The organism is Pseudomonas sp. YuFO20 (genome assembly GCF_035064975.1).
Classification (GTDB): Bacteria; Pseudomonadota; Gammaproteobacteria; order Pseudomonadales; family Pseudomonadaceae; genus Aquipseudomonas; species Aquipseudomonas putida_AE.
In genome coordinates this window covers 1-16300 of record NZ_JAXDEO010000032.1, presented here as the reverse complement: position 1 = coordinate 16300, position 16300 = coordinate 1, and the positions used below count along the sequence as shown (strand labels likewise).

At 60.5% G+C, this 16300-nt stretch carries 14 protein-coding genes; 5 read left to right on the top strand and 9 right to left on the bottom strand.

The annotated features are described in order from the left end of the window. Positions 1-4: 4 nt before the first annotated feature. Both SOP85_RS18600 and algB read right to left on the bottom strand, forming a co-directional pair. Entirely contained in the window at positions 5-1795 is a 1791-nt protein-coding gene (locus SOP85_RS18600; protein WP_274073818.1) for a KinB sensor domain-containing domain, read from the bottom strand. Between the two features lie 10 nt (positions 1796-1805). Beyond that, complete coding sequence (gene algB / locus SOP85_RS18595; protein ID WP_274073817.1) at positions 1806-3152, bottom strand: sigma-54-dependent response regulator transcription factor AlgB; 1347 nt, start codon at positions 3150-3152, stop codon at positions 1806-1808. Positions 3153-3587: 435 nt separating this feature from the next. Between algB and SOP85_RS18590 the strand changes: the two genes are divergently transcribed. The 5 genes from SOP85_RS18590 to SOP85_RS18570 all read left to right on the top strand — a co-directional run bounded on the left by SOP85_RS18590 (position 3588) and on the right by SOP85_RS18570 (position 8028). Next, positions 3588-3875, top strand: coding sequence for a hypothetical protein (locus SOP85_RS18590; protein ID WP_274073816.1), 288 nt, complete (start codon positions 3588-3590; stop codon positions 3873-3875). 72 nt (positions 3876-3947) lie between these two features. Next, entirely contained in the window at positions 3948-4112 is a 165-nt protein-coding gene (locus SOP85_RS18585) for a DUF1328 domain-containing protein (protein ID WP_003170804.1), read from the top strand. A gap of 2 nt (positions 4113-4114) precedes the next feature. Beyond that, positions 4115-4579 (top strand): inhibitor of vertebrate lysozyme family protein, encoded by a 465-nt coding sequence (locus SOP85_RS18580; protein ID WP_323627818.1) that lies wholly within the window; start codon positions 4115-4117, stop codon positions 4577-4579. A gap of 673 nt (positions 4580-5252) precedes the next feature. Further along, on the top strand, positions 5253-6584 hold the full coding sequence (gene gltP, locus SOP85_RS18575) for a glutamate/aspartate:proton symporter GltP (protein WP_323609295.1): 1332 nt from the start codon (positions 5253-5255) through the stop codon (positions 6582-6584). Between the two features lie 214 nt (positions 6585-6798). Further along, positions 6799-8028 (top strand): nucleoside recognition domain-containing protein, encoded by a 1230-nt coding sequence (locus SOP85_RS18570; protein WP_150773141.1) that lies wholly within the window; start codon positions 6799-6801, stop codon positions 8026-8028. Between the two features lie 91 nt (positions 8029-8119). On the opposite strand, the gene SOP85_RS18565 is transcribed toward SOP85_RS18570, so the two are convergent. The 7 genes from SOP85_RS18565 to SOP85_RS18535 all read right to left on the bottom strand — a co-directional run bounded on the left by SOP85_RS18565 (position 8120) and on the right by SOP85_RS18535 (position 16004). Beyond that, entirely contained in the window at positions 8120-8746 is a 627-nt protein-coding gene (locus SOP85_RS18565) for an ABC-type transport auxiliary lipoprotein family protein (protein WP_323607354.1), read from the bottom strand. Continuing rightward, a complete protein-coding gene (locus tag SOP85_RS18560; protein WP_274073812.1) occupies positions 8743-9681 on the bottom strand; it encodes an MlaD family protein in 939 nt (312 codons plus the stop codon). The genes SOP85_RS18565 and SOP85_RS18560 overlap by 4 nt, the downstream gene beginning before the upstream one ends. Before the next feature lies 1 nt (position 9682). After that, positions 9683-10486: an ABC transporter ATP-binding protein gene (locus tag SOP85_RS18555; RefSeq protein ID WP_323607355.1), complete on the bottom strand. Its 804-nt coding sequence runs from the start codon at positions 10484-10486 to the stop codon at positions 9683-9685. Then, a complete protein-coding gene (locus SOP85_RS18550; RefSeq protein ID WP_274073810.1) occupies positions 10483-11631 on the bottom strand; it encodes an ABC transporter permease in 1149 nt (382 codons plus the stop codon). The genes SOP85_RS18555 and SOP85_RS18550 overlap by 4 nt, the downstream gene beginning before the upstream one ends. Before the next feature lie 54 nt (positions 11632-11685). Next, positions 11686-12714: a DUF5924 family protein gene (locus tag SOP85_RS18545; RefSeq protein WP_274073809.1), complete on the bottom strand. Its 1029-nt coding sequence runs from the start codon at positions 12712-12714 to the stop codon at positions 11686-11688. 64 nt (positions 12715-12778) lie between these two features. Beyond that, positions 12779-14155: a M16 family metallopeptidase gene (locus SOP85_RS18540; RefSeq protein ID WP_323607357.1), complete on the bottom strand. Its 1377-nt coding sequence runs from the start codon at positions 14153-14155 to the stop codon at positions 12779-12781. 190 nt (positions 14156-14345) lie between these two features. Then, positions 14346-16004 (bottom strand): Na/Pi cotransporter family protein, encoded by a 1659-nt coding sequence (locus SOP85_RS18535; RefSeq protein WP_274073807.1) that lies wholly within the window; start codon positions 16002-16004, stop codon positions 14346-14348. Positions 16005-16300 lie beyond the last annotated feature (296 nt).

The following is a 16300-nucleotide window of genomic DNA, read 5'->3' as shown; positions in this document are numbered from 1 at the left end:
GCGCTTACACGGTCAAGGTCATATAGAACTGAGTGCCCTGCCCCGGTCGCGAGTAAACGCCCATCCGGCCACCGTGCAGCTGCACGATCTCCTTGCACAACGCCAGACCGAGCCCGGCCCCGCCTTTCTTGCGGCCGACCTGGACAAAGGGCTCGAAGATCCGCCCCTGTTGCCCATAGGCAATGCCTTCACCGTTATCTTCAACGCTGATGATGACCCGGTCCCCATGTCGCCGGGCTTGCAACCGTATCAGTCCGCCACTGGCGGTATGGCGCAGGGCATTGTCGATCAGGTTGTCGAGCACCCGGTCCAGTTGCGGCTGATCGGCTTGCAAGCGTGGCAAGGGCTCCTGGACTTCGATCAGGAGCTCGACGCCTTTGTCCTGCGCACCGTCGCTGAAGCGAATCTGCGCTTGTTCCAGCAACTCCTCAATGGAGCACGGCGCCAGGGTGAGCTTCTGCAGGCCATTCTGGTAGCGAGAGAAATTCAGCAAGTCGTTGATCAGTTGCATCAGGCGCTGCATTTCTTCATTGACCGTGTCCAGCAGGTCGGCTTCTCGGGATTCTGGCGGGAAATGCGCGCGCTCGCGAAACAGGCCGAATGCCATGTGCATCCCGGTCACGGGCGTGCGCAGCTCATGGGAAGCGCGTAGGACGAACTCGCTGCGCACCCGTTCGAAGGCACGTTGTTCGGTCACATCGTGCAGCACCATCACCGCACCGAGAATCTGCCCCTGGGTATGAATGACCGGCGTCAGGCTATAAGTCAGCAATCGCGTCTCGCCATCGACCTCGATGCCCAAATCATCCGGCACTCGCTCCAGCGTACCGCCACGCAGTACCAGCTGCAGCTGTTCATCGAGTTCAGGGTGCTCCAGCGCCTCACCCAGGCCTCGCCCAAGTCGATCGGTGTCCCAGCCCAACTGACGCTGCGCGACCGGATTGAGGTGCTCCAGGTGCCCCTGGCGGTCGATCATCAGCAAACCGTCGTCGATGCCGTCGAGCACCGCCTGCAAACGCTGCTGCCCTGCCAGCAACTCATCGACATTGGTGGCCTGGTGCTGGCGTAGCGCCTCGGCCATGATGCCGAAGCGCCGGGTCAGCTGATTCAACTCCACGGACGAGGACACCGGCAGCGTGACGTCGAAATTACCTTGGCCGATATGATCCGCTGCCTGCGCCAGCGCCTCGATGGGCTCGCCGAAACGCCGGGCGATGGCATGCGCAGTCACGAACCCGATGATCAACACCGCCAGCCCGACCAGGCCAAGCAGTCCGGCGATCAGCAGCGCACGCTCGCGTGCCTTGCGTTCGATGGTGCTGATGTCGTCCAGCGCCCGCTTGTGTTCGGTAATCAAGCCATTGCGCAGCAGATTGAATTTTTCGGTCAGCTCATCGTTGCCGTTCAGCACTCGCGTCGGGTCAGCGGACACCTCATACGCACGAATAAAGTCCAGATAGTCGGCCTTGGCCTTTTTGAAACCGTGTTCGAGATTTTCGCCCGCCGGCTCCTGGGCAATACCTTCCTCCAGCAGCTCAAGGTAACGCCGTCTGGATGCTTCGAAGGCGGCGGGATCGTTGTTTTCGCTGAGCATGATGATTAACTGATCACCCAGGGTCTGGCGCAGCTTGAGCCCCAGATCCAGGGTGACGAAGTTGTTGCGCACCAGCGCTTCCTGGCTCCCGGCCATCTGCAACACACTGACAAGACCAAGCAGCAGGCCCAGCAGTGCAACAGTGATCAGCGCGGAAATGCTGAGAAAAAGCCGGGTCTGCAACTTCATCGTCAGTTTCATCGGCGCTGACTCACAGGTTGTACTGCTTGCGCTTGCGATACAGCGTCGACGCGTCGATCCCCAAAGTCTTGGCGGCTTGATCCAGGGTCCCCGCAGTGGCGAGGACGGCTCCGATATGGGCTTTTTCCAGCTCATCCAGGCTTAACGGCGCTCCAATGCGCGGGGCGTTATTGATCGGCGCTTCGGCCATGCCCAGGTGGCTGATTTCGACCCGTTCCTGCGGGCAAATAATGCTCGCCCGCTCCACCACGTTACGCAGCTCGCGAATGTTCCCTGGCCAGCGGTAACCCAACAGCGCTTCACGGGCCTCGTCACTGAAGCCCCGTGCCGGACGCGCGTATTCCTTGACGAACCGGGCCAGGAACCGGTCGGCGAGGTTGAGAATGTCTTCCCGGCGTTCGCGCAGCGGCGGCAGGTGCAAGGTAATGACATTGAGGCGATACAAAAGGTCTTCGCGGAAACGGCCGTCGCGGACCATGTCCTCAAGGTTCTGGTTGGTGGCCGCGAGAATGCGCACATCAGCCCGACGAGTCACCGGATCCCCTACCCGCTCGTATTCCTTGTCTTGAATGAAACGCAGCAATTTTGGTTGTAAAACCAATGGAAAATCGCCGATTTCGTCAAGAAACAAGGTCCCCCCGTCGGCCTGGTTGACGCGTCCCAAAGTACTTTCGCTGGCGCCGGTAAAGGCGCCCCGGCTGTGGCCGAACAGCTCGCTTTCCATGAGTTCGGCCGTCAGCGACGGGCAGTTGATGGTGATGCAGGACTTCTTCGCGCGCTTGCTCCAGCCGTGAATCGCCTGGGACAACTCACCTTTACCGGTGCCGGACTCACCGAGAATCAGGATGTTGGCATCGGTATTGGCTACTTGGCGTGCGGTCTCGAGCACTACTTTCATCGCTGGGCTATGTGAGTCCAGTCCGTCCTTGGGTTTGCGTATCTCACCTTCCAGGGCCTCCAGACGTGCCGACAACTGCCGCACTTCCAGCTGCTTGGCCGTGGCCAGGCGCAACTGATCGGGACTGCACGGCTTGACCAGATAGTCGGCGGCACCCGCCTGTATCGCATCCACGGCAGTGTCCACAGCCGAATGCGCAGTCACGATCACCACACGCATCCACGGAGCCTGGATGCGCATCTGCGCCAGAACGTCCAGGCCGTTGTCCTCTCCGAGTCGCAAATCGAGGAAGCACAGGTCGAAGACCTGACGTTGCAGCAAGGCTTCCGCTTGCGCGGCGCTGTTTGCGGTCGCCACGCTGTAGCCTTCATCTTCAAGGCAATAGCGGAAGGTTCGCAGGATGGCAGACTCATCATCTACCAGAAGAATGCGGCCTTGATGCTCAGTGGCGGATTCCATTTTCCTACGCTCCTTAATGAATGATCTTTAGTTAGTCACGGAAAAATCGGGCAAGTTGCATGGTTCATTCTGATCCATTCCTGCCATGGCAGGGTAGCTATCTCCTGCCCCCTCGCTTCAGCACCCGGGTTCGCGCGTCTTTCAAAGAAAAGCGCGGATCAGAGATGTCTTGCGTCCATTTCTGACAGCTGCGCCCTCCTCTCAATTCAAAAATATTGCGATCTCTTTGCGACTAGTCGTGCATTACGCACGACCGCACGAGGGCTCATCGTGCAGGATGCGTCTGGACGTATTTATGGCATATCACTAACTTATTGTTTTTAAAGGTTTTTTTAAAGGAAAAAAGCTGGCATGCAGGCTGCAATAAGCTGATTAACGCAGGGCAACAACAAAAGCCCTCAACCCGATATTCCCCAGCGTGGGAGGAGCTTCAGGATGAATCGTCAACGTGCCGCCCAATTGCATCTCTCGCCACTGCATGTTCAGCAAGGCCTGTTTGCGGTACTTGCACTGTTGATCACCTTGTTCGCCGGCCAACAGTTTCTTCTTTGGGAACAGAGCCAGCAGCCAGAAGCCCCGAGCGTATCGTTTGAACGTCCGACCCAAACCCACTTCAGCGCAGCAGGCAGCGGTTTGGCAGACAACACCCCGATGCGAATGATGGACGTCGACCAGGCACAGCCGGCCGATGAGATGCCCCGTCAGGAACGCTGGGTGTTTTAAGCACATTCGGCTTGGTGCGCTTGACGCGCCGGGAATGCAGCACCTTTAAATAGAAACGTAAGGAGAATCACCATGTTGAGCTGGGCAATCACATTCTTGATCATTGCCATTGTCGCCGCAGTCCTGGGCTTCGGTGGTATCGCGGGCACCGCCACGGGTATCGCCAAGATTCTCTTTGTCGTGTTCCTGGTGATGTTCATCGCTTCCTTCTTCTTTGGCCGTCGCGGCCGAGGGTGAACATGAGCGTTTCGTTAAAGACACTGGCTGCCGCCCTGCTACTGGGCGGTAGTGCCATGGCAATCGCCGCCAATGATGGGCAGGCACGGGTCAACGAGCTTTTGAACGCGGATCCGCAGTACCGTGAAACCTGGCACGGCGTGGTGAAAAAGGAAGAACGCCTTCCGGAATGGGTGATCAACCTGTCCGGCGATGCTGAACAAATGAACGGCGTTGAAGAGGATGGCGACAAGTATCTGGTGGGGCCGCTGTGCCAATCCCAGGCCAGTTGCACCCACGAACGCCTGATCGTCGCGGTCAGTTTCGACAAAAAGGAGGCCTACGCCATGCTGGTCGAAGTACCGGCAGGTTTACCGGCCGACAAGTCGCCGACACGGCATGCCAACTACCGTTTCCTCGGAAAACCGGACCAGGGTATGCAGGACTTGTTGATGGAGCAGCTGAGAAAAGATCCAAAGTGGTACTGATTTCCAGACGCGAAAGAAGCGCACTGCTTCTTTGCCGCTGCGCCACCTGAGGAAGGAAGGCGCATGACCAGGGGGTCGGGACGTTCTGCCTGCTTCAGGGGCGGAGTGACCTACGGGTACAGGGAGTGCCTGCGCAAGGGCCGGGTCAGGGTAAAGCTGCCACGCAAGTTCGCCAGCCAACCGCGGCTCGACGGACTTGCGTAGAGCTTGAAGGCTAAAGTCGTTGTACTGCCCCAAGCCTTTGTTTTTCCGTTCGCGGTGCTCCATGAGCGACCGTACATCGAGAAAAATCGCCTTTCTTTTGTGCCCGGGTCTCGGCGCACATAAGGGGTTTTTCTGCCTTTTCAGCACCCTTCCCAGCTGATCAAAAAACACCCAATCTGCTCTGTGATGGCCGGTTCACGGCACTTATGCCTGCCAATATGTCGTATTCGAACCGGTTGGGACGCGCGTTTCACTGAAAAAACCTCATGCCGATTCGGCATAGGGTAGGCGTTTACGGCATTAGACGTCGCTTCCTTGCATCGGAATAGTTGCGCCTTTTTTCGCCTGCCAGAGAGCCACTAACAAGCGCTCCGGGGCTCCTTATACGGGGGCAAGTGCTCTGACATTTTCGCCACAAGCGAAACCGTTTCTGCATCTGTCCGAGTCAAACTGAAGTAAGGGTAAAGATATGAAGAAGGCAAAGCTTAGCCTCGCCTGGCAGATCCTCATCGGTCTGGTATTGGGGATTGCAATCGGTGCGCTGCTCAACCATTTCAGTGCCGAAAAAGCCTGGTGGATCAGCAACGTCTTGCAACCAGCGGGCGATATCTTTATCCGTTTGATCAAGATGATCGTGATCCCGATCGTCATCTCCTCCCTGATCGTCGGCATTGCCGGCGTGGGTGACGCCAAGAAGCTGGGGCGCATCGGCTTCAAGACCATCATCTACTTCGAAATCGTCACCACCATCGCCATCGTGGTAGGCCTGCTGCTGGCCAACCTGTTCCATCCGGGTGCCGGCATCGACATGAGCACCCTGGGCACTGTGGACATTTCCAAGTACCAGGCCACGGCGGCCGAGGTTCAGCATGAACACGCGTTCATCGAAACCATTCTCAACCTGATCCCGTCGAACATCTTTGCGGCCATGGTTCGCGGCGAAATGCTGCCGATCATCTTCTTCTCCGTGCTGTTCGGCCTCGGTTTGTCGAGCCTGCAGGCGGACCTGCGCGAGCCGCTGGTGAAGATGTTCCAAGGCGTATCGGAAAGCATGTTCAAGGTCACTCACATGATCATGAACTACGCCCCGATCGGCGTGTTCGCATTGATCGCGGTGACTGTGGCCAACTTCGGCTTCGCGTCGCTGATTCCGCTGGCCAAACTGGTGATCCTGGTTTACTTCGCCATCGCCTTCTTCGCTTTCGTGATCCTGGGCCTGATCGCTCGCCTGTTCGGCTTCTCGGTGATCAAGCTGATGCGCATCTTCAAGGATGAGCTGGTACTGGCTTACTCCACCGCCAGTTCCGAAACCGTGCTGCCGCGTGTGATCGAGAAGATGGAAGCCTATGGCGCGCCTAAAGCCATTTGCAGCTTCGTGGTGCCAACCGGTTACTCGTTCAACCTGGACGGTTCGACCCTGTACCAGAGCATTGCAGCCATCTTCATTGCCCAGCTGTACGGCATCGACCTGTCGATCAGCCAGCAATTGCTGCTGGTACTGACCCTGATGGTCACCTCCAAAGGCATCGCCGGCGTTCCGGGCGTGTCCTTCGTGGTCCTGCTGGCGACTCTGGGCAGCGTCGGTATTCCGCTGGAAGGCCTGGCATTCATCGCCGGTGTCGACCGCGTGATGGACATGGCACGTACCGCCCTGAACGTGATCGGCAACGCCCTGGCCGTGCTGGTCATCGCTCGTTGGGAAGGCATGTACGACGACGCCAAGGGCCAGCGCTACTGGAACTCCCTGCCGCACTGGCGCAGCAAGGAAAAGCTGGCGGTTGGTGAAACCTCCAGCAACTGATCTGAACCCTGTGGTGGCTTTTCTGTGGGAGCCAGCCTGCTGGCGATAGCGGTACATCAAACAACAGAGATGTTGAATGTGCCGGCCTCATCGCCAGCAGGCTGGCTCCCACAGTGATCCGAGTCAGCCTCCCCAACAAACCCCGGAGAAATCCGGGGTTTGTCGTTTCTGGTCACCCCGCTATCATTCGCGCATCTTTTGGGGGATTTGACTGATGCTTAATGGCCTGTGGCTTGGCTTCTTCATCGTGGCTGCCGTGTCGGCGCTGGCGCAATGGTTGATCGGCGGCAACGCCGGGATCTTCGCGGCGATGGTGGAGAGCATCTTCGCCATGGCCAAGTTGTCCGTCGAGGTCATGGTCCTGCTGTTCGGCACGCTCACCCTGTGGCTGGGCTTCCTGCGGATCGCCGAGAAAGCCGGGATCGTCGAATGGCTGGCCAGGGCCTTGGGTCCACTGTTTTTGCGCTTGATGCCGGAAGTCCCGCCCGGCCACCCCGCCATCGGCCTCATCACCCTGAACTTCGCCGCCAACGGCCTGGGCCTGGACAATGCCGCCACGCCCATCGGCCTCAAGGCCATGAAGGCCCTGCAGGAGCTCAATCCCAGCGATACGATCGCCAGTAACGCGCAGATCCTGTTCCTGGTGCTCAACGCCTCCTCCCTGACCCTGCTGCCGGTGACGATCTTCATGTACCGCGCCCAGCAAGGCGCGCCCGACCCGACGCTGGTGTTCCTGCCCATCCTGCTCGCCACCAGCTGCTCGACCATCGTCGGCTTCCTGGCCGTCGCCTTCATGCAACGCCTGCGCGTCTGGGACCCGGTCGTGTTGGCGTATCTGATTCCCGGCGCCCTGGCCCTCGGTGGTTTCATGGCGCTGCTGGGCACGATGTCCGCCACCGCGCTGGCGGGTCTGTCGTCGATCCTCGGCAACCTCACGCTATTTGGCTTGATCATGCTGTTTTTGTTGATCGGTGCAATGCGCAAGGTAAAGGTCTACGAAGCGTTCGTCGAGGGCGCCAAGGAAGGCTTTGATGTGGCGAAGAACCTGCTACCGTACCTGGTGGCGATGCTCTGCGCCGTGGGCGTGCTGCGGGCGTCCGGCGCCCTGGATTTCGGCCTGGACGGGATTCGGCACCTGGTGGAGTGGGCCGGCTGGGACACGCGCTTCGTCGACGCGCTGCCGACCGCGATGGTCAAGCCGTTCTCCGGCAGCGCCGCCCGCGCGATGCTGATCGAAACCATGAAAACCTCTGGCGTGGACAGCTTCCCGGCGCTGGTGGCGGCAACGATCCAGGGCAGTACCGAAACCACGTTTTATGTACTGGCGGTGTACTTCGGCGCGGTGGGTATCCAGCGCGCGCGCCATGCGGTGGGGTGTGCGTTGTTGGCGGAATTGGCGGGTGTGCTGGGGGCGATTGGGGTTTGCTACTGGTTCTTTGGGTGAATCCGACATTTATCGCTGGCAAGCCAGCTCCTACAGAGAGCGCGCTGTACCTGTAGGAGCTGGCTTGCCAGCGATAAGGTCCGCAGGACCTTCAAAATCTCGCGGGCGGCGCTAACTTTTGTCCTTGCTCCACCGCCCACGCCACCACCTGCGTCGTGATCTGATCACTGGCCTGGCCAAACCCGGCCACCACCGCCGGCACCTTCAAATCGCTCAACGGCTGGCGCACTTCAAAGCGTTTGCTGGCGAGGATTCGCTGGTCATACCCACGCACCAACAAGGCATCCAGGCGCACGACCACGCTGGCGCTGGTGCCCTGATACTCAGTCTGAAACGCCTGCAAGCTGCCGCCCAGCTCCAGATCCGCCTGGAAGTTGCTGTCATCGGTACTCAGCAGCGTCACCCGACCATCACGCTGGAAACCATCGAGCAGCCGGTTGCGCAGCAATACCGGCGCCGGGTCGCTCCAGCGCGAGCCCTTGTAGCTGCTGATCACGTCGCCCTGGGGGATGACGGCAATGTTCGGGCTGTTCAACGCTTCGCTGGCCTGGGGTTTGTTCAGGCGCAACGACCAGCGCTGCGGTGTGACGTGACTGGCCGGTATGCTGCTTTGCGCCGACGGCAATCGATAAAGATCGAAGGGTTCCGACTTGGGCAGGATCGAGCACGCGCTGATCAGCGTGAAGCTGGCGAGGAGGGCGAGGCGGGTCAGCGTCATGGAGTGAATTCCTTACTCTTGTCACGGCCCAGCAGGTAGCCGCTGGGGTTGGATTCCAGGCGTTGGGAAATAGCCCGCAACGAGGTGAGGGTCTCGCGCAGCTCACGCACCGCCGGCGCCAGGCCATTGAGACCCTGCATGCCGTTGTTGAGCGACTCCTGATTGGTGCTCAGCAGCTGGTTGATGGTCGCGGTGCTCTGTTCCAGCGACTTCATGGCCTGTTCGGCGCTGCCGAACATCTGCTTGCCCTGGTCATTGAGCAAGCCGTTGGCGTTGCGCATCAACGCCGACGTCTGCTCCATCATGGTACCGGCCTGCTTGCCGACCGAGGCCAATTGCTGCATGGCCTGGCGAATGTCGCCGCGCTGGTCGGCAATGACCCCGGTGGTTTGCTCCAGATGCTCCAGGGTCTTGCTGATGCGCTCGATGTTTTCCGTGGAAAACATCAGGTTGGCGTTGTGCATCAAGGTGTTCACCCCGGCCATCAAGTCGTTGCTGTCATTGAGCAGGCGAGCGATGGGCGAGGGCGACGCGATGATGGTCGGCAGCTTGCCGTCCTTGCCCTTGAGCGTCGGGCTCTGAGGCGTACCGCCGCTGAGCTGGATGATCGAGGTGCCGGTGACCCCGGTCAGCGCCAGTTTGGCCTGGGTGTCTTCCTTGATCGGGGTATCGCCGCCCAGGCGGATCCGCGCCAGCACCCGGCGCGGGTCTTTCGGGTCCAGGCGCAGGGTCACCACGTCACCGACCTTGATCCCGCTGTACTGCACCGAACTGCCCTTGGACAAGCCGCTGACCGCCTCGTTGAACACGACCTCGTAATCCTTGAACTCGGTGTCGACACTGGATTTGGCCAGGAACAAACCAAAGAGAAGGGCGCCCGCCACCACGATCACAGTGAACAGGCCGATCAATACATGATGGGCTCGGGTTTCCATGTCAGACCTCGTTGAGCTGTTGAGCGGCACTCAGCGCCGCGCGGCCGCGAGGGCCATGGAAGTATTCGTGAATCCACGCGTCGTCGGTTTCCGAGACCACATCGATGGCATCGGCCACCAGCACTTTCTTCTGCGCCAGCACCGCCACCCGATCGGTGATGGTGTAGAGCGTGTCGAGGTCGTGGGTCACCAGGAAAACGCTCAGGCCCAGGGCATCACGCAGGGTCAGGATCAGTTGATCGAAGGCGGCGGCACCAATCGGATCGAGGCCGGCGGTGGGTTCGTCGAGAAACAGGATGTCCGGGTCCAGCGCAAGGGCCCGCGCTAGCGCCGCACGCTTGATCATGCCGCCGGACAGGGACGCGGGGTACTTGTCCGCCGCCGACAGCGGCAAGCCGGCCAGGGCCAGTTTCACCGCCGCCAGGTGCTCGGCATCGTCGCGGCTCAGACCGGCATGTTCGATCAGGGGCAGGGCGACGTTCTCGGTCACGGTCAGCGAAGAGAACAGCGCGCCTTTCTGGAACAGCACGCCGAAGCGCCGCTCGATCAGGGACCGCTCGTGCTCGGGCAGGCTCGGCAGGTTTTTCCCGAAGACCTTCACCACGCCCTCGCTGGGCTGGCGCAAACCGACAATGCTGCGCAGCAGCACTGATTTACCGCTGCCGGAACCGCCGACCACGGCAAGGATCTCGCCCTTGTACAGATCCAGGTCGAGGTTCTCGTGCACGCTCTGGCTGCCGAAACGATTGCACAGCCCACGGACTTCGATCACCGCCTCGGCGGGGGCTCGGGGTACTCGACTCACCAGCTCATCTCCATGAAAAACAGCGCGGCCACGGCGTCGAGCACGATCACCACGAAAATCGACTGCACCACGCTCGATGTGGTGTGGGCACCGACAGACTCGGCGCTGCCGCTCACCTTGAAGCCTTCCAGGCAACCTATCGCGGCAATGAGAAAGGCGAAGATCGGTGCTTTGACGATCCCTACCAGAAAGTGCTGAACGCCGATGTCCGACTGCAGCAGCGACAGAAACATTGCCGGCGAAATATCCAGCGATACCGCGCAGACCACGCCGCCGCCGATAATCCCCGAGACCATCGCCAGGAAGGTCAGCATCGGCAACGCGACCAGCAAGGCCAGGACCCGCGGCACCACCAGCAATTCCATCGGATCGAGGCCTAGGGTGCGGATGGCGTCGATTTCCTCGTTGGCCTTCATCGAGCCTATCTGCGCGGTGAACGCACTGGCGGTGCGCCCGGCCATCAGGATCGCGGTCAGCAGCACGCCGAATTCGCGCAGGAAGGCAAACGCCACCAGGTCCACCGTGAACACGCTGGCGCCGAACGTGCTCAGCACTGTCGCCCCGAGAAACGCCACCACGGCGCCCACCAGGAAGGTCAGCAGGGCAACGATGGGCGCGGCGTCGAGGCCGGTCTGTTCGATGTGCGCCACCATCGGCGTAATGCGCCAGCGCTTGGGACGAAACAGGCCACGGACGATGGTTTCCAGGATCAGGCCGACGAACCCAAGCAGTTGCAGGGTGTCCTGCCAGACTGTGTCCACCGCACGGCCGATGCGGGTCAGCAATTGAATGCCGACGCTGATTTCCGGCTCCTTGATGGGCACGCAGAAATCCGTCAGCGATTGATAGACGGTTTGCAACAACGCGCGGTCGGCGGAGGAAAGGGTGCAATCAGGATGTTGCGCGGAGCGGCCCAGGCGTTCCGAGCCCAGCAGTTCCACCAGCAGCGAGGCGCCGGCCGTATCAAGGGCGCCGAGGCCGTTGAGATCGATGAGGGTGCTGTCGTTGTACTGGCCTTCGAGCTTTTCGCTCAGGTGCTTGAGGTCGGCGTAATGGGCGAGCGTCCAGTCTCCCGTCACCCGTATCTGAGGCGGGGAGTGCGAGGTGTCCAATTGGGCATTGCCGGCCATTGTGCTGCTGGTCATAAGCTCCGTGCTTTTTCGGCTGTTACGCAGAGCTACGTAATAGCACGAACTGCCTTACTTTTCTTTGACCGGTGTGCTGTCAGCCACCTTGAAGCGCAATACGCCGATCAATTGGCCGTCTTCGGTCAACACCCGAACCTGCCATTTGCCTGCCGGATTGCCCGGGAAATTCTGCTTGTGGGTCCAGGCCCGGTAACCTTCCTTGCGACCGCCGTGGATATCGAGTGGGATTCGGTCGACCTCTTTGCCGTTGAATTGCCAGACGTGATAGATCCGCTCGTCCAGGCCGCGCGGCGCATTGATCGCCGTGTAGGCATAGAGGCCGCCGCCGCGAATCTGCTCGGCGCTGACTTCATCGAGACTGGCGCCGGGGGTGCGATCCTGCATCTGTGTGCTGATGGCCACGTCGGTCATCCACAGGGTTGCCGGCGGCACCCACGAGCGCAGCACCCAACCGACACCGCCGATACCCACGGTAATGCTCAGGATCGCCAGGGCGTTGCGCAGGGTGCGGATCGGAAAGATCGATGCCAGGCTCGGAAACGACAACAGCACGGCGATGCCCAGCGCCCACTTGAAACTTTGCGCGGTGGTCAGGTGCATGATCACCGGCAGCGCGGTGAGCAGGGCGGCGAACAGGGTCAGGGTGTGAAGCGCCAGGAACGCCCAGCGCCGCGGCGCCAGCCACTTGTAGTAGAGCGGGTCGATGATGGAAATCAGCGCCGCGATGCCCAGCAGCCCGGTAAAGAACAGCTGGCCGCTGTTCCAGGTCGTGGTGATGAAGAAGAACGGCAGGACGAAGAACAGGCTTTCCTGGTGAATCATCTGCGTCGCATAACGCAGCAAGGGCTGGGGGATCTCCCGCTTGAAGATTCGGGTGAATAGCTTGGTCAGGCTGTTTTCCAGCATCAGCCAGACCCAGCTGATCAGCATGATGGTGGTGATCCAGCTCGCCAGGCCCTGCTGGCGATCCACCAGGATGAAGCTGCCGATCCCGGAGACGAAACCACCGAGCGCAATGACCCCGGGGTAGCGTTTCATCAGCTCGAGGATGCGCTGGACGAATAGGGTCAGGGTCGGCATTCGGCGGTTCACAGTAGTCGTAGGAAAAATCCCTGACAGGTTACCGCCTCATCGGTGAAAGCGCTTACTTTCTGCGATGAAAACGCCATGCCGCCAGGCCCAACAGCAACAACCCCGACAGCCCGGCAATCGCCCACATCAATTGGTCATAACTGACCAGGGGTTTTTCGATCCGCACATACCCCGGCTGCAGGAGCAGTTCGCGCATGGCCTTGTTCGCTTGCGCCAGCGTGACCGCCTGCAATTCCTTGACCGGGTTGGCGAATCGGCCGTCTGCGTAGTCCCCCAGGGCACTCCAGTAGTAATCGGCCAGTGCGCTGTTGCCTTGCACCGCCCAGGACTGGCGGGCGATGGCGGCCTGTTTGAGGCGATTGAAGGTCTCGGCGTTGAGACCGTCCTTGAGCATACCGGCCTTCAAGTCATCCAGCACTTCCAGTGCCTGGCTCACGTCGTCGCGCTCCAGGTCGGCATTCAGGCTCATGAAGCCAACGCCGCCAAACACCTCGCGCTCGGCCCAGGGGCCATAGGACAGGCCGTGCGCCAGGCGCAGCTGGCGATAGAGCGCCCAGTCCAGATAGTCCTTGAGCAGGTCGAAGGTTTCGTCGTGCTGATCGTCCAGCACCGGCTCCGGTACCAGCCAGTGCAGCTTGGCCCCGCCACCGACGAAGCCATGGATCAGGCTGCGCTCATGGGCGGCGCTGGCCTGGATCTGGGGCAGGGGCGGGTGCTCTGTCGGAGTGATGGGGGCAAGCTCGCCATAAGTGCGATCCAGATAGGCCGGCAGTAAGCGGTCGAGATCGCCGACGACGATCAGGGTCATGTTGTTCGGCGCGTACCAGTCCTTGCGCACGTTCTCCAGCTGTTCGCGGGTCAGGTGATCGACTTCCGCGCGCTCAGGGCATTTGAGGCCCAGTTCCACGGCCAATTGATTGCTGGCGGTATGGCCCAGGTCCTGGCGATCCAGCCAGCGTTGCAGGTGCGTGTAGTGCCCGCCGTCTTCACGCTCGACCACTTGCTTGGCGGCGTTGATGGCGTCGTCGTCGAAATGGGTCTGGGTCAGCAGCGCCAGCAGCAAATCCAGGACCTTGCGCTGGTTTTTCGCCGGGGCTTCGATCACGAAGGTGGTGTCGGCGTTGCTGGTGAAAGCGTTCCACTCGCCACCCAGCGCCTGCATGCGCTCCTCCAGGCCGCCTTCACCGCTGGCGTCGATGCCGCTGAACAGCAAGTGTTCGAGCAGGTGCGGCAGTTCTTTATCGGTGCAACCGAAATCATCCAGGCCTACCCCGACCACCAGCCGGATCGCCACGTGCCCGCGCTCGGTGCCGGGCTTGAGCAACATCTGCAAACCGTTGCGCAGGGTATAGCCCTCGACCTGGAAGCGATCCAGGGCAAACGAAGGGAGTGAACCAAGCAACAGACAGGCGAACAACAGACAACGCATAACGAGCTTCCCGGCAACCAATCGGAGATCCGTTTCGTCCTTCCGTCCGCCATCGCGAGCAAGCTCGCTCCCACAGAATCCGTGCTGATCCATTCATTGTGGTCAACTCGAAACCTGTGGGAGCGAGCTTGCTCGCAATAACGGCCTTGAGGCTGAATCAATGTTACTGACTGATCACCTTGCCAGACGTTCAAGGCGAATGCGTGATATCAGCCAAATCGTCCACAACCAGCGCACCGGTGTCGGACGCTTCCAATACGACGTAGGCACTGCTGCAGAACAGCGAATTCAGACGCTTCATGTCGGCAATCAACTCCAGGTGCAGCGAACTGGTCTCGATACTCTGCACGATCTTACGTTGCAAACGGCTGACATGCGCGTGGGCCAGGCGGCGTTCCTGTGCGCGAAAGCGACGTTTTTCACGCAGCAACTGGCGGGCACTTTCCTTGTCGGCACTGAGAAAGACCGACAAGCCCAGGCGCAGGGTGGAAATCAACTGGCTGTGCAGCCCGGCCAGCTCTTCCAGGCCCACTTCGGAAAACGATCGGCGCTGGGAAGTTTTTTGCTGCTGGACTTTGCGCAGCATGCGTTCGATCAAGTCGCTGGCGAGCTTGAGGTTGATCGCCAGTTCGATGATTTCCGCCCAGCGCCGGCTGTCCTGATCACTGAGGTCTTCCCGGGGCATCTGCGCCAGATACAGCTTGATCGCGCTGTAGAGCGCCTCGACATCATCGGTCAGGCGCCGCATTTCCTGGGTCACGGCGGTTTGCTTGCCGTGCAGCACGTCGAGCATGGCCTCGAGCATGTTGTCGATCAGATCACCCATGCGCAGGGTTTCCCGGGCCGCGTTGGCCAACGCCAGGCTGGGCGTGACCAAGGCTGTCGGGTCAAGGTGCCGGGGCTTGGCCATGCCGTTGGTTTGCGGGCGCTCCGGCAGGATCCACGCGCAAAACCGGGCCATCGGCCCGACGGTGGGCAGCAGGATCAGGCAGCGTGCGGTGTTGTAGAGCAGGTGAAAGCCGATGACCATTTCCTGGGGGCTGAAGTCGAGGCTGTCGATCCAGTGCACCAGAGGGTCGAGCACCGGGATGATCAGCAACAGGCCGATCAGCTTGTACAACAGGCTGCCCAACGCCACCTGGCGACCGGCAGCGTTCTGCATGCTGGTGCTGAGGAACGCGAGAATGCCGCTGCCGATGTTGGCCCCGATCACCAGGCCGATGGCTACTGGCAGGCTGATTACGCTGGCGCCGGCCAGGGTCGCGGTCAGCAGGACTGCCGCCAGGCTGGAGTAGGAAATCATCGCGAACAAGGCGCCGACCAGGGCGTCGAGCAGGATGTCGCCGGTCAGCGAGGCGAAAATCACCTTCACCCCTTGGGCATGGGTGATCGGCGCGGCCGCCTCGACGATCAGTTGCAGCGCCAGGATGATCAAGCCCAGGCCGATGCTGACGCGGCCCATTTGCCCCAGCCGCGTCTGTTTGCGCGACAGGAAAAAAATCACCCCGAGAAAAATCAGCAGTGGCGAGAGCCATGACAGGTCGAAGGTCAGCACCCGCGCCATCAATGCCGTACCGACATCGGCCCCGAGCATGGTTGCCAGGGCAGGGGTCAGCGCCATCAGGCCCTGACCGACAAACGAGGTGACGAGCATCGCCGTGGCGTTACTGCTCTGGACCATCGCGGTCACGACGATCCCCGCGATGAACGCCAGCCAGCGCTTGGACATGTTCTGGCCGATGACGTGGCGCAGGTTGGAGCCGTACACCCGCAGGATGCCGGTTCGGACGATATGCGTGCCCCAGATCAGCAAGGCCACGGCTGAGAGCAAATTGAGCAGGGTGAGCATGCAGGCCCCCTGAGGTGGTAGCGCCCCAGAGGGGCAAGTTAGCGGTGCCGCGCGACGTTCTACGTTCTGTACTTAAGCTGTAGTTGGCTAACGGTCTGTGCGCCAGCATCGCATAGCTAAAGTGCTGATTGAAACAAAACTGTCATGAAACCAATGTGGGAGCGGGCTTGCTCGCGAAAGCGGTGTATCAGGCAACAATGATGTCGACTGACACTCCGTCTTCGCGAGCAAGCCCGCTTGTATGTTTAGACTTGTAGGGGTGGTGGGACTAAAAGCCAGCATCTGACTCTAGCCAG

Bases quoted from the DNA above. Each gene is read 5' to 3' on its own strand.
- SOP85_RS18600 (WP_274073818.1), bottom strand. From the start codon at position 1,795: ATGAAACTGACGATGAAGTTGCAGACCCGGCTTTTTCTCAGCATTTCC.
- algB (WP_274073817.1), bottom strand. From the start codon at position 3,152: ATGGAATCCGCCACTGAGCATCAAGGCCGCATTCTTCTGGTAGATGAT.
- SOP85_RS18590 (WP_274073816.1), top strand. From the start codon at position 3,588: ATGAATCGTCAACGTGCCGCCCAATTGCATCTCTCGCCACTGCATGTT.
- SOP85_RS18585 (WP_003170804.1), top strand. From the start codon at position 3,948: ATGTTGAGCTGGGCAATCACATTCTTGATCATTGCCATTGTCGCCGCA.
- SOP85_RS18580 (WP_323627818.1), top strand. From the start codon at position 4,115: ATGAGCGTTTCGTTAAAGACACTGGCTGCCGCCCTGCTACTGGGCGGT.
- gltP (WP_323609295.1), top strand. From the start codon at position 5,253: ATGAAGAAGGCAAAGCTTAGCCTCGCCTGGCAGATCCTCATCGGTCTG.
- SOP85_RS18570 (WP_150773141.1), top strand. From the start codon at position 6,799: ATGCTTAATGGCCTGTGGCTTGGCTTCTTCATCGTGGCTGCCGTGTCG.
- SOP85_RS18565 (WP_323607354.1), bottom strand. From the start codon at position 8,746: ATGACGCTGACCCGCCTCGCCCTCCTCGCCAGCTTCACGCTGATCAGC.
- SOP85_RS18560 (WP_274073812.1), bottom strand. From the start codon at position 9,681: ATGGAAACCCGAGCCCATCATGTATTGATCGGCCTGTTCACTGTGATC.
- SOP85_RS18550 (WP_274073810.1), bottom strand. From the start codon at position 11,631: ATGACCAGCAGCACAATGGCCGGCAATGCCCAATTGGACACCTCGCAC.
- SOP85_RS18545 (WP_274073809.1), bottom strand. From the start codon at position 12,714: ATGCCGACCCTGACCCTATTCGTCCAGCGCATCCTCGAGCTGATGAAA.
- SOP85_RS18540 (WP_323607357.1), bottom strand. From the start codon at position 14,155: ATGCGTTGTCTGTTGTTCGCCTGTCTGTTGCTTGGTTCACTCCCTTCG.
- SOP85_RS18535 (WP_274073807.1), bottom strand. From the start codon at position 16,004: ATGCTCACCCTGCTCAATTTGCTCTCAGCCGTGGCCTTGCTGATCTGG.